Consider the following 16,310-nt stretch of genomic DNA (forward strand, 5'->3'; position numbering starts at 1 on the left):
TTTTAAAATTTGTGGCATTTGTTGTAGAATGACATTATACATAAACCTTTTAGAGGAATAGCTATTTGATTGGAGCAAAATAATGATCTATCCAAATTTAGAACAATGCTTAGCCGATTTAGAAAAGAATGGCCATTTGATTCGTATTCATGAAGAAGTGGATCCTGAACTTGAGATGGCAGCCATACATTTGAAAGTGTATGAAGCTGGTGGCCCAGCCTTATTATTCGAGAATGTGAAAGGATCGAAGTTCCGGGCCGTTTCCAACCTTTTTGGTACAGTAGAGCGCAGCAAATATATATTTCGAGATACGTGGGACAGCGTGAAAAACGTAATTTCTCTACGAAACGATCCCATGAAGGCTCTGAAAAGCCCACTCAAACATATCGGGACAGGACTTGCTGCTTGGAAAGCTTTGCCGATTAAAATAACCAATGGTCTTCCAGCTGATTTTGAGGAAATCAGCATTATGGACCTTCCCCTCATCAAACACTGGCCAGAGGATGGCGGTGCATTCGTCACCCTGCCCCAAGTCTATTCCGAAGATCCGGAGAAACCAGGGATTATGAATTCTAATCTCGGGATGTATCGGATTCAACTGAGCGGGAACGAATATGAATTAAATAAAGAAATCGGCCTGCATTATCAGATTCATCGCGGCATCGGAGTCCATCAGGCAAAAGCTACAAAGCAAGGGTCCCCTTTAAAAGTAAGCTGTTTCATCGGTGGACCGCCAGCGCACACATTGTCTGCCGTTATGCCCTTGCCGGAAGGCATGAGTGAGATTACATTTGCAGGCTTGCTCTCAGGACGCCGCTTCCGCTACAGCTATGTTGATGGCTATTGTATTAGTCATGATGCTGATTTTGTTATCACAGGAGAAATATATCCTGGTGAAACCAAGCCCGAGGGCCCTTTCGGCGATCATTTGGGCTACTACAGCCTTACACATCCTTTTCCTCTAATGAGAGTCCACAAGGTATATGCCAAGAAGAAATCTATCTTTCCATTTACTGTTGTGGGCAGGCCACCTCAAGAGGATACATCGTTCGGAGCACTTATTCATGAACTCACAGGCGATGCAATTAAGCAAGAAATTCCCGGTGTCAAAGAAGTTCATGCCGTAGATGCTGCGGGTGTACACCCTTTGCTGTTTGCAATTGGCAGCGAACGGTACACACCTTATCAACAAGTCAAGCAGCCGGCAGAGTTACTTACAATAGCTAATCGAATTTTAGGAACGGGACAAGTTAGCTTAGCCAAATACTTATTCATCACAGCTGAAGAGAGTCAGCCTTTGGATGCTCACAATATAGAGCAATTCTTAACTTACATATTGGCTCGAATAGACCTTCATCGGGACCTTCATTTTCATACCAATACGACGATCGATACACTAGATTACTCAGGTACAGGTTTAAATAGCGGCAGCAAGGTTGTATTCGCAGCAGTCGGTGATACAAAAAGGGATTTGTGCTTAGAAGTTCCCGGCATCTTCAACGAAATATCAGGGGTCCAACATGCGCATTGGGTGATGCCAGGAATCGTCGCGATTCAACTTTCCGAATTTATTAATTATGATGAGACTCAGGTTGAAATGAAAGATTTATGCAAAGCTATTGGAGCAAGGGGGGCCCTCACAACTTGCCCATTGATCATCGTATGTGATGACAGCCATTTTATGGCCGAGTCCATAAACAATTTCGTTTGGGCTACGTTCACACGTTCCAATCCTTCCCATGATATATATGGCGTGAACAGTTTCTATGAAAATAAACATTGGGGTTGCGATAATGTTGTGCTTGATGCACGAATTAAATCGCACCAAGCGCCTCCATTACTATTGGATCCAGCGGTTGAAAAGCGCATCATGCGATTTTTTGCCAAAGACGCAAGTTTAGCATCCATTCTAAATAAGTAATAAACAAAACAGCATCACAACCTTAGGGATTGTGGTGCTGTTTTTCTCATTCTCATAGTGGCTGCGCCCTGCAGAAAACTCTTCCTTGGTGTTTATACGACAAGATGAATGGTTAAATACATTACAAACTTGTCAATTTCACACTATTCCTGTCCAAAAAGGTAGGTGCCGCTGCATGAAACCAGCCACGGTTCGATTAATTCTGTTAACTTTAATGTTCACGGTACTGCCGATATACGCTTGGGAGGCTACGGCAATGGCGCCTGTCAATACAGCTGCCATTGCGGAAGCTGCTCCTGCTGTCGCAGGGCAGGCCGAGACTGAATCACCAATTGTCGAACCGTTCGCGTTCGAAGAGCCGATTGCGGCAGCGCCAGCTGCTGCAAAACCCGCAACAACACAGAACAGTGAGCCTCTCTTCTCCCTTTCCGTGCTCAGTGATGTGCATGTCGGAGCCCGCAATTCAGACTCTCAGAAACGCTTCCGTTCCGCTCTGGCCGATCATGCGGCCATTCGGCCCGACAGCAAGCTGATGGTGCTCAATGGCGATTTAACGAACGGCAATCCTGCGGATAACAAAGCGTTGATGAGCATCATTGATGCTGCTACTCATCCCGAGTTGCATGCGGCCATCGGCAATCATGAGTTCTATCAGATGTGGGCAACGCCTAGCGGGGGCCAGGATGTAACCAAGCTGAACCCGAATTGGTCCACGCCGCAGGCGATATCCCTGTTCAAGCAAATGTTTAATTACAATCAGCTTTACCATGAGAACGTGCTGGACGGGTATCATTTTCTTTTTCTAGGCGGAGAACAATATCGAGATGTCGATCCGAGTGTCCACGAGGATGCCTATCTGTCGCCGGAACAGCTCGGTTGGTTACAGGAGCGGCTGGCCAATGCGGATAAGCATTCACCGGACAAGCCCATCTTCGTCTTCCTGCACCAACCAATCGTACATACAATTGAAGGCTCCGACACTGAACTCGGAGTCGTGCAGCATGAACAACTGCTGGCCATCTTGAGTTCGTATCCAAACGTAGTCTTATTCAGCGGTCATACGCACTGGAATTTGGAGACGACAAAGCAGGTCAATCAACTAGAGTTCCTCGCTGTCGGCAGCTCGTCTGTCGCAGAGGTATGGAACGGCAACAACGAACCGGAGGGAAGCAAGGCCAGTCAAAGTCTGGTTGTGGACGTCTATTCGGACCACATTGCCATTCGCGGGCGTGAGCATTCGGAACAGCGCTGGATCGAGCCCGCTTTTGTCAAATCATATCCGGCGAAATGAGAAAACATCCTTAAGGAGACTGGTCTCTTTAAGGATGTTTTTCTTACGGTTGTGTTATTGTAAGATCCATACCGCCAAATTCAACATTTTGGAAAAGAACAACAGTATCTCCGAGGCTTAAACCGCACAACCCGCTTCGCCTGCTCCGCGACCTGCCGGTCATGTGTAATCACGATGATCGTCCTGCCCTGATCATTTAATCTAGTGAATAGATCCATAATTTCCGCACCTGTCTTAGAATCCAATGCTCCTGTAGGTTCATCTGCCAAGATGATCGGCGGATCACCTGCCAACGTCCGAGCAATAGCAACCCGTTACTGCTGCCCCCCAGAAAGCTCCGACGGAAAGTGCATCCGACGATCCAGCAGATCGACTACTTCTAGTGCTTGCAAAACAAGCGGCTCCCGCTGCTTCCTCGACAGCCCTCGATAAATCAATGGCAACTCCAAAAATTTACTCACATGCTCAATCTGAATTAAGGCTGTCATTGTCTTCGCTTCCATTATTTGATGTCAAATGCATGGAAGATGCGACTCAATTCCCTTAACCTAATATGCTTCTAACGCTTCGCCTTATACAACTCATGATACAACTTCATCAGCGCCCTCTTCTCAATCCGAGACACGTACGAATGTGAAATCCCCAGCTCTTTCGTGATCTCCCGCTGCGTCCGCTCTTCCCCGCCAAGCTCCAAACCGAACCGTCCGACCACAACTTCCTTCTCGCGTTCAGCTCCAACCTTCATTTCTTTTCACTTAATATCTGTTCTTCATCACCAGCCTCAGTATAACTTTAGAGCTTTTGCTTGATTTATTTAGAGTTAATTCAATGATTATGATTCCATAACAAGTTAACAGATTGAAATGAATATTAATAAAATCACATTGTTTGCACATTTTTAATTAATTAAAATTTAAGTGTAAGTACCTAATTCAAAAGGAGGGTAAGTTAGGAGTAATTGCAAACGGTTACATTGCTTACATTCTGTAATTCCTAATTATCAAAAGTCTGAGAAAGAAGGTTGAAAAATGTATATTCTGCAGTTGAGAAGAAATGTGGTTGTTATTTTAATTCTTTCGTTAATATTTACCTTGTTTAATTTGAGTTTTAACTCATCTAAGGTGAATGCGGCAAACACTGCCGTTTCCATGACTTCCAATTACGCAACAAATGCCGGGAACTACGATAAGACAAAGTTGTTAAATGTGGCTCGTGGTGGACATCTGACGAATAAGAATCTACACTGGCTCCCATCTTATTATGATATGATGGCTGCCGATGGCATTGATATGATGCGGATTGATTGGGTACTGTCTGATCAATTCTACCATGTAGTATCGCGTAATGGGTCTGGCCAATTAGTTTACGATTTTACAATGCTTGATGCTGTTGTATTGCCTCTAGTACAAAAAGGTATAAAACCTTTCATGTGCTTGGCGTATCTTCCAAGCGTAATTGGAGGGTCAGGTGTCTCCGGGATAGGATATCCAACAAATTTGAACGAGTATAAAGCCATTGTGCAAGCAGTTGTTCAGCACTATGTAAACCTCGGTTATACAGGTTGGTATTGGGAGTCGCATAATGAAGCGGATGCTAGCGTAGGTGGAAGTCTATCGGCAACCCAAATTAATACCATGTATCAATATTTCGCTACTGGCGTTCGTGCTGTTGACTCTGCAGCCAAAATTGGAGGGGCTGGATTTGCAAACAATAAATCTACAAATACTAAAATAATTGGATTTATGGATTTTATTCAAGCAAATCCGACTATCCCATTTGATTATCTATCGGTCCATCAATATGGCGGGGCTGATTTTAATGACTCATTGAACGCTATGTTTACAAGCAGAGGCATTCCTCAAAAGGATATCATCTATTCCGAGTGGAATTACGATTATACATCCGCTACAGCAGGCTCGGTAAAGGATACCAATATTAATGCAGCCTATATAGCCAAGAGAATGTACAGCGCACTCTTACGTCCGGAACTGAAGAAAGTCATGTTCTTTACACCTGCTGATGCACTCTCCACTAGAGATTTATTCTTTGGTGACTCCGGTATTTATACGCTTGATGGACATCGCAAGGCTGGAGCCAACACATTTAACATGTACAGCAAATTGAAGCCTACGATATTAACCAGCACTTTGACAGGCACCGGTACGAGTACCCGTGATACTTATGGAATTGTTACCAAGGATCCTGTAACCAAGGCGGTTTCTATGCTTTTGTGGAATTATACAGCTACTCCAGCAGATATGACAATTAGTTTGAGTAACTTACCCTATCTTACTGATACTACCAATATGAAAGTTAATAAAACATTGGTAGATAGTACAAATGGAAACTACTATGCTGATTATGCTTCTGGATCCAGAGGAACACAAGTAGGTCCAAATGAAAATCCTGGACTCAAGGAAAGCTCTATTTTAGCCTCTAGTTCAACTTTTTCAAGAATTGAGACATTGCCAGCAAATAGCGTTATGCAAATAACACTGACACCTACAACTAGTGTTCCTACAGCTGGTCCGGTTGATACACTTGCTCCCTTACCTCCATGCAACCTTGCAGCATCAAAACCGGTTGTAACAAGTTCTTCATTAGAGTCGCCGACAACAGGTTGGCAAAAAACACTATTAACAGACGGCATTAATTACTCGTTTGAAATGGCTGATGTCGGCAATCCAAACATGGGATGGACGAGCAATCCAGGCTATTCGGATCCGAACCATACGGAATGGGCTTATGTCGATTTAGGAACATCTAAGACAGTAAATAAAATCGTGATGTATGCTAGAAACGATGTTTCAAATGATGGGAAAGCTTTTCCAGTCGACTTCAAAATACAAGGCTCCACGGATGCTACCAACTGGACTGATTTGGTAACCGCAACAAATTTCAATTCAGGCAATGCAGTCAATTGGCAACAACCATTTACATTCTCAAGCGGCAGTTATCGTTATGTAAGAGTAAGTGCTACAAAACTATCAAGTGTTGGTGGAAGTTATAAAATGCAGCTAGCTGAATTCCAGGTTTATAATACCAATCTCAGCGGTTGTGCATCTACTTCTCCTCTTAATTTGGCATTAAACAAAAGCGTTTCCTCTACAAGCAGTGTAGAAAACTATGGATGGTTGAATGCGAAAATAAATGATGGACTGCGAGGCAGCACATCAAGTACAGCACGTGGTTGGTCAAGTGCTTTGGGGGTAACTACAAACCATACTGAATCCGTATCAATTGACTTAGGAACATTGAATTCCATCAGTAAAGTCGATTTGTATCCGAGAAACGATAGCGGGCAAATAGGGAGCTATTTCCCAATAGACTTCACAATTCAAGTATCTACAAATGGAACAACCTGGACAACAGTCGTCACCAAAACTAATTATGCGAAACCGACATCTGGCAGTGTTCAAAGTTTCACCTTCCCAGCAGTAAATGCTCGATATGTAAAAGTAGAGAGTACTAACCTAAGGATTGAGGACGGTATAAACTATATGGTGCAGATTCCAGAAGTAGAAGTTTATTAATTTACCTGTTTCCTACTGACTTCTTCTCGGAGCAAAAACAAAAACAGAAAGCAGACTGCTTGTACGGTCTACTTTCTGTTATCATAACTTGAATTGTGTAATTGCTATGATTGAGACAAAATTACATTCACTACCTCAAATACAAGTTTAATGGCTGAATCTTCAACTCTTTCAACCCCAAGTAGACAAGCTTCGCGACTTCAATCCCGCCCTGCTGTTGGAAATGCGCATTGTCTTCCACCCCATCAGGGAAGTTCATGAATTCACCAGGTGCCAACCACATAAATAACCGTTTGGTTCCCTCGGGTCCCGCTGATTCGAATAGCACCTTGCTCCGTTCAGCCAAATCGATCAATGGCACTTCTTGTTCGACGGCCAGCTCACGCATCGCTTTCAAATAGTCACCATGAGTGTCCCGAAGTGAACCATCTTCTTCGAAGAATCGCCGCTGTACGGACGTAACCAGTATCGGATAAGCGCCTCGCTCGCGAGCTCCATCGATATAAATCTTTAACGTTTCTTTATATGTCGTAAACGGCTCGGTAAACCTTGCTACATCTGGCTTTTGGTCGTTATGACCGAATTGGATGAGGAGGTAATCATGGGGCTTGATTTTGCTCCAAATCTTATCCAATACACCTTCACTTATAAAGCTCAAGGAACTGCGACCTGACAGCGCATAATTGGCAACCGACGCATCAGCCTTGACGAACAGCGGCAGCATTTGTCCCCAACCTGCATACGGATAGCCATCCGTCGGTTGGTCTGTCACCGTTGAATCCCCAGCTAGAAACAGTGTACATGCAGTTGGAAAACACTCAATCTCCAACGCATTAATACGCGGTGCTCTGCCTGTAAATGTAAGCTTCAACTGTGCATCGGTGACCCACACCGAGAAGCTCGTACGAATAAAATGCCCCGCTGAGATACGTTGCTTATGCACAACTAGTCTGCCCTCACCAGTGGTAATCGTCGTTTCTGTTTCAGCGATCTCATCGCCGACTAGCACCGAAACCTTATAGTTCCCATCTGCTGGAACATCCACGAGAAACGAGGTATCGAGCGGAATGCAAAAGTCTCTGCGCAATGGGCCTGGTTCTTCACGATCCTTGGCATGGACATTTTTCACGTTGCTGAATCCGTAGCCAACTGCCTTCTCATACTGGTCTTCCGGTGAGATTTTGGTGTAACCTTGCTCGGGATTCGCTGCCCCGAAATCAAACTTAAACGCATGTGTCATGGTAGATTTCCTTTCTTAGTTACAACGGAAGTTCTCCGCCAGGATATAAGGTTGAGCTCGATAAGTGTTTGGACTGTGGGAATGGGTTGCCTGACAAAGTTGTAGCAAACTTACCTGTCAACTTTTTATGGATTAATTGAACCACTGCGAGTAAAATGCTGCTTAAGAAGAACTGCTAACTCGCTGTCGGATAACGGGTTTCGATGTGTATTTTCCAGATAGATATGCTTTTCCGTTTCTGGCATCAAATATTCCTTATACCACAGGAAAAAATCTGGGCTATCGCCATGCATACGCAGAAACTGCCTTACCGTATCTACGTTATTAACCGTACTTTCTATATTCGTGAGCCAGTCTGCTCGGTAGAAACGGTCCCACTTCCCATGTTCAGCATCCCTTAGTATATCTAGCCCTTTTTTATAAAACGACATCGATTCGGAGGCGAAAACAAAAGCTTGTGGATATCGCTGCTCATGGTACTCCCTAAACGAACGGCACATCCAGTAAAATCCTTCGCATCCAGATAAATGAAGGGCTCCATGGAAACGAAGATGATCAGTTGCCCTTCTTAAATCGTCTGTATCTAGCTTCGCTAGGACTTCATCACAGCGTGTAAGCCAAGCGCCCCATTTCTCTATGCCTTGTGCCAAGAGATCTTCGAAATTCTTCACTTGATGGTAGAATGGAACTTCTCCCACAGCCCAGAACAATCTCGAATCTGGCTGTTTACACTTTCCTTGTAACCAATGACCGATGATTTGTCTAGCAGGATGATGATAATACTCATCTCCAGCTAAATCATCAGCATGGGGTCCGTATTGTATCGCCGCTTCCGTATAGCTTTGATAAAGTTCTTTCAGCTCATCTTGATGACTAGCATAATAGCCACTTACGAATTCATTTAAATGCTTTTTAACATCAATAGTTCCGGCACTCCATAGCTCCCGAAGAATGTCCAAGGAATAGACATGAGGGCGGATATTTCCGCAGTTAATTAGCAAATAATCGTCAGCACCAGCAGCGAATGCCGCCTCGATCTCCTGCTTCAGAAATGTCGCTGACCCTGGGTACATTGTCAAATGATTCGATGCTTGTAAATCATGGAATGTCACGTGATAATACAGACCATCTCTGCCTCTGTCATCGCTGGTAGGAAGCGATGGTACACGATGATTCTGATTGTTGTGTCTCCGGGAAACCATTTTCCCGTACCCGTTATCGGCCCATATTTTAATCACATCTTCTGGCAGATCAACATAGCCACCTTTGAACAACTCTGCGATCTCCCCATATAAAGCTACGCAGTAAACGGGATTCTTTACGACACTCCCAATCATATCGTACTGTTTTCTAATAACCTTACTAATCATTGCGCCGCGTTTTTCCGACGTGTCGAATGAAGGATCGTTATACCAAAAAGGAGCGTCTCCTTGACCACGGAAGGAAAGCACCCATAGGACCTTCATGTTCTTTTGCTCTTCGATAGCTTCTGCCCACAATCTTTCAAACAACTCTGGAGCCTCCTGATAGCTGGCGTTCCTGCCAGGGAAAGCGCGTAAGAACATTTCTGCACCCAACGGCTCAGCATGATGATGTGTCACCCATAGCCCCATTTCTGAGGCAAGCTTGTAGTGAATGCCATCTCTCGGTAGGTCCGTCCCCGGAATGACCATGTTGCCACCACTGCGCAGCAGCGCTTCAAAAACGGGTTCCCATACTTCCCTTGTAGGTGGATATGGATCTTTCCAGCCAATCAATGACACTTCGTCGTTAACGAACCAACCACGATACCGAACCTTCGGGACTGGGGCATCGTAATCAAGGCATGGAATGTTAATTTCAAGCTGCTTAGCAATGGATTGATCCGTCCAAAACCAGAACGGCTGTATGCCTAAGTATATCCTGCTGAATTCTAATATTCCGTAAACCAGTCCCAATTCATCATGACCTATAATCTCCATATAGGGTATTACGCCATCCGAATGAAAACGAAAACCAAACGCCTCAGATCGTTTCGGTATATCGTCATTTTCTAAGGCAAGCCGTATGCATAACTCAGCATTTTTATCAGATTCCGTTACCAGTTGTGGGCTAGCGCCCAATACCGTTTCTAAGTCTCTTACCAACATTCTCAGGGCATGTTCAACCGACGAAAATAGTATTTCAGGGATTTCAATGTTTACCTTTCCCTTTAAATTCAGTTTTTCAATTGCTTGCTTACTCATTACATACAACATCCTTTCTTTTAACTCACTAAGAAATTTAGAAAACCCCCATAATCAGCATGGGGGTTACTCCAACCATTATTTCTTCTTCATATCCTTGTAGGCAGCTCTGCGTTCATCAGTAACCGTTTGACCGCCAATCTTCAAATATTCTTGAACACCTGCATCAAATGTTTTTCCAAAATCATCTGGTTTCGCCATGATACTTTTTATAACAACCTCAATTGCCTTATCTTTCAGAGTTTTGCCGTATTTAATCTCGGATTCGATTGGACGATCGAAACGCGGAATAGTAAAGCCGTCTTTAAGCCCATTTTTAATCGTTTGTATTGCTAGTTCTTTATAAGGAGGAAATGAAAGAGCAGTTGCTTCAATATTTTTATCTAGGGAACCGAAATCTTTACCGTTTATCACTATCGCAATATCAGCATTATTATAGAATGTTTTCTTCGCTTCATCCGTTGTGATTGCTTTCGGAAAGCCATTCTCTAACGTGTAGTGTTGGCCTTCAATACCATTTTGAAGTGTGAACAGTACGTCTGGCTTCGACATCCAATCTAAATATTTGATGACTTCCACCGCACGCTTACTAGACTTAGGAACCATCATATACACCCCAATTGGGTCGTAAATAGCTTTTACTGACTTCCCTTCCTCGTTCGTGAATGGATCCATCGCGACATACTCAGCACCTGGCACATTCTTTTTGAGCGTATCGAATACATTGCCAGTACCAAATAAGTTTTGATGAGCAGCAAGTGCAGTAAAGGCACCTACAAGACCATTCGAAGCATCTTTCTCGAAGCTTTTGCCATCTTTATCAAGTGCGAAGTCTGGATTAATTAAGCCTTCACTATTCATTTTATTCAAGAATTGTATGCCTTCTTTGTAACCTGGTTTCGTCAATTCAGGGATGTAATTCGACGTCGACAAGGCATAGTTTTCTTCTTCTGACAATTTCTTAATGAACGAAGTTGTACTACCTGCCGACGTAATCGCCGCACTGTCGAGAGCACTGAAATCGTATGGAATTACTTTACCACCTGTTTTGCCAGGGTCTTTCTCTTTAAACGCTTTCATTGTTTTGTAAAATTCATCTGTTGTCTTCGGAACCGGCATGCCAAGCTTATCTAACCAATCCTTTCGAATGTAGGAAGACTGGGTAAATTGTAGCGTTCTCTTTGCAGGGATCGTATACTGCTTGCCGCTAAAGATACCGTAGGAGAGGACTTCCGTACCAAGGAACTTCTTCAAATTGGGTCCATTGGCATCGATCACCGAACTGAGATCGGTCAAGCCTCCACTTTTTACATAGTTGTTAATTGTCGTTGTATCATACGTGAATACGAGATCAGGAGCATCGCCGGAAGCCATGAGGACATTGAGTTTATCAACCTCTTGACTCCGTGGTACCGGTATGAATTGTAGTTTAATATTGTTAGGGTCCCCGAAATTTTTCTGAATCCATTGTGTCCAGAAATTGTTGTCAACTGGACCTGCACCTGCTGGTGCATTACCACGATCGAACATCTCCACCTTAAGAGTAACTGGATCTTTACTCGCAACAGGAGTTGCGCTTGATGTGGATCCTGCTGTGGCGCTTGGAGAAGCTTCTTTCGTTGTACTGGAACAAGCTGATAACAAACTTGCTAATACGATTACTGTAGTTGAAGCCCCAAACCATTTACGATGCTTTGCGTTCATGTTCAAACTCCCCTTCACATTTGTTTGTGATTTACATGTATGTTAGACCTCGAAAAAACCGAGGAATTAACCAATTTCAATGGTCCCAAACTAACCCTTAACTGCTCCAATCATAACGCCGGAGACGAAGTACCTCTGAAGCCAAGGATATACAATTAAGATCGGAGTGGTAGCAAATATAATGCTCGCTGCCTTGATGCTTTCCGGTACAGACTCAATCTGAGAAGCACCTTCCTGCGCTGTCAAGTCCGTTATCTGGCTGTTCACAACAATCTGATACAACTTGAGCTGGAGCGGATACAATTCCGCGTTGGTGATGTAAAATAATGCATCCAAAAAGCCATTCCACCTGGATACCGCATAAAACAAACTTAGTGTTGCCAAAGCTGGCATTGAAAGTGGCAACACGATACGCACGAGCGTCCCGATGTGAGAGCTGCCGTCTAGATAAGCCGACTCTTCTAAACTGGCCGGTATAGAGGAGAAGAACGTTCGTAAAATAATCAGATTAAATGCAGAAATCATGCTCGGTACGATCAACGCAGACAAACTATCCAACATCCCAAGCTGTTTCACTAGCAAATATTCGGGAATTAAACCTCCGCTGAAAAACATCGTGAACACGATAATCATCATGAACACTTTTCTCCCTCTAAGGCGATCTTTGGTTAACGGGTATGCAGCACAAATGCTCATAACCATACTCAGTGCTGTATATGTGACTGTCAGAACAATCGTCAGCCCCATCGACCATAATATTCTCGCATCCTGAAACACGATGCCATAGGCGTGAAAGTCCAGTTCCCGCGGATAAAACGTTACCAAATCAGATAGAATTGCATGCTTCGAGCTAAGCGAGATCGCTATGATATGCAGAAACGGCAGCAGGCAGAGCAACAGCGTCACACTGATTACTAGCATAATAACCGCATCGATTACTCGCATACGATAGGGTTTACTACGTAAAATTTCATTCTTCATGTTGATTCCTCCTACCATAATCCTTCCTCACCGAATCGCTTGGCGATCATATTGGCTGATACTACGAAAACCAGTCCAATCAGAGCCTGGAACAAACCGATCGCTGTGGCTAGAGAAAATTGTGCTGATTGCAGACCTACTTTGTAGACATAGGTAGAAATGACTTCTGCATAATCCTTAACAAGTGAATTACCCATCACGAAAGGACGCTCGAAACCAATCGTCATGATATGACCAATCTGCACAATGAGTAGAACCACGATTGTCGACCGAATCCCCGGGAGCGTAATATGCCACATTTTCTTCCATCTTCCAGCCCCGTCGACCTCGACCGCTTCATAAAGTTCCTTATTGATACCCGTTAATGCCGCCAAGTAGATAATCGTTCCCCAGCCAGCACTTTGCCAAACGCCCGTTCCCAAGTACACAAGTACCCAATTGATTTTATCCGTTAAAAATGGAATCGCAGGAATACCGACCGAGCTGAGCATATTGTTAACGAGGCCGCCTTTTGTGGCAAACATTTGATAGACGAGTCCACCGATAATGATCCACGAAATGAAGTGAGGCAGATACAGAAGCGTCTGCGCCATTTTTTTAAACCATACCACTCGCAATTCATTGAGCAGAAGCGCTAGAATAATCGGCGCTGGAAACGAAAATATCAAATCCAAAAAGTTCAGAACTAGTGTATTCCTTACAACCGTATAGAACTGGCTCATTGCGAATATTTCCTGAAAGTTCTGAAATCCAACCCATTTGCTTCCCGTTACCCCTTGAAAAATACTGTAATCCTGAAACGCTATCGCCGCTCCATACATCGGCACGTATTTGAAAACAATGAAATATAGGATTGGGAGAATAAGCAATAGATATAATTGAAAATCCTTCCGAAACCACTTTTCTTTACGACGCCTCACGGACACCGGTATCGATTGCAGCTTACTGTGTGTAGTTGTTTGGTCCATATGCATCCCTTCTTTTCTTTTATTAAGGTAGCCTATCTACTTCGGCCACCGTTCCTGATCCTACCGGTTCAGTTGAATAACCACACTATACGGTGAATGCCCGAACGGCACAACAAACTAATTTCAGATCATTAACTAAATTCCGAAAACCTTGATACAATAGGCTTTTTAGATATAAAAAAGTTTTTCATAATAGGGAAGCTGCTCATTGCTGTGATTCTCTATACTGGCCCGGCGACATGCCAACCCATTTTTTAAACACCCGGCTGAACGAGATGGAACTCGTATAACCCGTTTTCTCCGAAATATCTTGAACATTTTCTTTCGTCTGAATTAATAGCTGTTTGGCGTATTCCATTCGAAGTGCGATTAAAAAATCGCTAAAATTTTCGCCAATTTCTTCTTTAAACAACTGGCTCAGATATTTGGAATTAACTTGAAAACGATCGCTCAAAAAGGTCAAAGAAAGATTCGGATCCTTAAAGTTCTCCGTAACGAAACTTCGTATTTCTTTCATAAGCACATAATGCCTTCGATTCTGTGACAGTTCCAGTAATTGCTCTACCATCTGTTCAATCCCATGACGATAACTAGTCTCAATCTGGTCGATTGTATCCGACTGTTCCATGGCAAGCAGCAAATCGGGCTTTAAACTTGAACTCCAGTACTTTCCTACCTCTGGCATGATACCTTCTAATTCTCGCTCCAATTGAAAGATCAAATAGTGGAGAAGTCGATTAATATCTTCCTTGGGCAGCTGTTGGCTTCGCATTTCCTGAAATAAACTCACTAAATGATCCTGCCATTTCAATTCCGCTTGCCGAACTTGACGCACAAGGGATTGAATCCATTGCAAATAGGTAAACCATTCACCTGATGATCCCTCTTGAACTTCAACGGTGTCAATAATCTTGTTAATTCCGAGCGTAACCTTGCGGTTAACGGCATGAGTAGCTTCTTGATATGATCGGCTGATCATACTCGAATCGGTAGCGTTACCTATACCGAATGTAACTGTAAAATCCAACTGATCTGAGATCCATGAACGAATTTGCTCTGTTAATTTTAGTGAATTATGTTCAATGTCTTGTTCTTCCTCAGACATATGAAGAATGACAAGCCGATTTTTGGCAATCCACTCGATCATAACTTGATGATTGTGCTGCTCGGCGAATTCAATCACAACACTATTAATAACAAACTTAAACAACGATTGATCCTTCTGGTTATATCTCAAACAAAATTGTACGTAATGATCCATCTCAAGAATTGTCGCAACAAATCTTGTACCCTCTTTGAGTGCATAATGCTCACGCTCTTGTAGCCATATTGCCTTCTCTGATTCATATTCACCATTTAATAAACTAAGCAAAAACTGTTGCCTGCGTATTGTTAAATCTTCCTGCCGTTTCTCCTGAAAAGCCATATTATTGGTAATTAATCGCTCAATGGCCTGATCAATAAAAGCAAACTCATTTTTGTCATTTTTTAAATCAGCAGATTTAATTGTCGTTGAAAATCGATCTATCCGATGTAGAATCGCCTCAATCGGCTTATAGTTTCGACGAGTTACATAAAAGGTTGAACCAATGGCAAACAAGATCGCACAAATTATAGCAAAGATCCAAAACACGCTGCCATTCAGTAAAATGCTATACAATCTGCCACCTTTAATTTCCGTTTGATAGCTCCATCCTGTATAATCCGAAACGACCTCAGCATGAACTCCTTTATTACTCGAAGCAAAAGTCACTTCTGGTAGAAAAGGGACGTGCTGATCATCATAAATTTGTGCATTGGTCAAATTACGGTCAATCATCTCATCGATGAATTTGGATAGTGCGTCGACTTTTACGTTTATTACTATATATCCGAGACTGCCTGTATTTATCGGAATTTTTCTACCCAAAGATATGACCTTAATAGCCAAATCCTCCTCATTGCTCCCCTTTTTCAATCTCGGCGAAGACCAATTCACTGGATATGGCTGTTCTAACAATTCTGAAATAACGCTGCGATCAGGAAACACGTCCAAGGGACGAATTTTGCTTTGATCCAGCACTTGCTTATCTATTGCCCGATAAAAATAGACGGAATCGATGAAAGCATGTTGAACCATCATACCGCTCAGTACGTTAGATGCTACAACGTTAAGCAATCTATCTGAAGGATTGTCAAGGAATGCATGCAGTTCCATATTGGTCTCAATCAATTTTCTCACATCTGTATCTATCGTTTTTAAAGAATTATCTATCATATGACCAATATACTCGGTTGTTACTTTGTTAGATTGAATCGCGTTACGCACATTTAATTCGTTTAGAATTGTAATAAATATAAAAATTAGCACACTGATCGTGAGGAACAAAATAGGAAGATATGAAAACATCATGCGTTTAATATAAGTGTTTTTTTTCATATTTAAACTCCTGTTCAATACCCTTATA

General features: G+C 43.0%; 11 protein-coding genes and 1 pseudogene. 3 read left to right on the forward strand and 9 right to left on the reverse strand.

Annotation, left to right across the window (positions count from 1 at the left end; genetic code table 11):
• Window positions 1-82 precede the first annotated feature (82 nt).
• Together A8708_RS16125 and A8708_RS16130 are read left to right on the forward strand one after the other, a co-directional pair.
• Window positions 83-1,921, forward strand: coding sequence for a UbiD family decarboxylase (locus A8708_RS16125; protein ID WP_204787555.1), 1,839 nt, complete (start codon window positions 83-85; stop codon window positions 1,919-1,921).
• Between the two features lie 175 nt (window positions 1,922-2,096).
• On the forward strand, window positions 2,097-3,212 hold the full coding sequence (locus A8708_RS16130) for a metallophosphoesterase family protein (RefSeq protein ID WP_082927549.1): 1,116 nt from the start codon (window positions 2,097-2,099) through the stop codon (window positions 3,210-3,212).
• A gap of 80 nt (window positions 3,213-3,292) precedes the next feature.
• Here A8708_RS16130 and A8708_RS36990 read toward each other — a convergent pair whose 3' ends face one another.
• From A8708_RS36990 to A8708_RS16135, 3 genes and pseudogenes are all read right to left on the reverse strand, one after another.
• Window positions 3,293-3,505 carry a hypothetical protein gene (locus tag A8708_RS36990; RefSeq protein ID WP_204787557.1) on the reverse strand — a complete coding sequence of 71 codons (213 nt, stop codon included), beginning with the start codon at window positions 3,503-3,505 and terminating at the stop codon, window positions 3,293-3,295.
• A 21-nt stretch (window positions 3,506-3,526) separates the two neighbouring features.
• Window positions 3,527-3,715, reverse strand: coding sequence for a hypothetical protein (locus A8708_RS36995; RefSeq protein ID WP_204787559.1), 189 nt, complete (start codon window positions 3,713-3,715; stop codon window positions 3,527-3,529).
• Between the two features lie 56 nt (window positions 3,716-3,771).
• Window positions 3,772-3,942, reverse strand: a pseudogene (locus A8708_RS16135) (sigma factor-like helix-turn-helix DNA-binding protein); the annotation flags it as partial.
• 298 nt (window positions 3,943-4,240) lie between these two features.
• On the opposite strand from A8708_RS16135, the gene A8708_RS16140 reads away from it, so the two are divergent.
• Entirely contained in the window at window positions 4,241-6,745 is a 2,505-nt protein-coding gene (locus A8708_RS16140; protein ID WP_068665150.1) for a discoidin domain-containing protein, read from the forward strand.
• Window positions 6,746-6,875: 130 nt separating this feature from the next.
• Here the strand turns inward: A8708_RS16140 and A8708_RS16145 are convergent, their stop codons facing one another.
• The 6 genes from A8708_RS16145 to A8708_RS16170 all read right to left on the reverse strand — a co-directional run bounded on the left by A8708_RS16145 (window position 6,876) and on the right by A8708_RS16170 (window position 16,282).
• Window positions 6,876-7,985 (reverse strand): rhamnogalacturonan acetylesterase, encoded by a 1,110-nt coding sequence (locus A8708_RS16145; RefSeq protein WP_068665152.1) that lies wholly within the window; start codon window positions 7,983-7,985, stop codon window positions 6,876-6,878.
• Window positions 7,986-8,110: 125 nt separating this feature from the next.
• The gene (locus A8708_RS16150; protein WP_068665154.1) at window positions 8,111-10,210 is read right to left on the reverse strand and encodes a glycosyl hydrolase 115 family protein; all 2,100 of its coding nucleotides are present in this window, start codon (window positions 10,208-10,210) and stop codon (window positions 8,111-8,113) included.
• A gap of 78 nt (window positions 10,211-10,288) precedes the next feature.
• On the reverse strand, window positions 10,289-11,914 hold the full coding sequence (locus A8708_RS16155; RefSeq protein ID WP_068665156.1) for an extracellular solute-binding protein: 1,626 nt from the start codon (window positions 11,912-11,914) through the stop codon (window positions 10,289-10,291).
• A 90-nt stretch (window positions 11,915-12,004) separates the two neighbouring features.
• The gene (locus A8708_RS16160; RefSeq protein ID WP_068665158.1) at window positions 12,005-12,895 is read right to left on the reverse strand and encodes a carbohydrate ABC transporter permease; all 891 of its coding nucleotides are present in this window, start codon (window positions 12,893-12,895) and stop codon (window positions 12,005-12,007) included.
• An 11-nt stretch (window positions 12,896-12,906) separates the two neighbouring features.
• Window positions 12,907-13,863, reverse strand: a complete 957-nt coding sequence (locus tag A8708_RS16165; protein WP_068665160.1) for an ABC transporter permease — start codon at window positions 13,861-13,863, stop codon at window positions 12,907-12,909.
• Between the two features lie 205 nt (window positions 13,864-14,068).
• Window positions 14,069-16,282, reverse strand: coding sequence for a helix-turn-helix domain-containing protein (locus A8708_RS16170; protein WP_068665162.1), 2,214 nt, complete (start codon window positions 16,280-16,282; stop codon window positions 14,069-14,071).
• Window positions 16,283-16,310: the final 28 nt, after the last annotated feature.

Source organism: Paenibacillus oryzisoli (assembly GCF_001653565.1).
GTDB lineage: Bacteria > Bacillota > Bacilli > Paenibacillales > NBRC-103111 > Paenibacillus_E > Paenibacillus_E oryzisoli.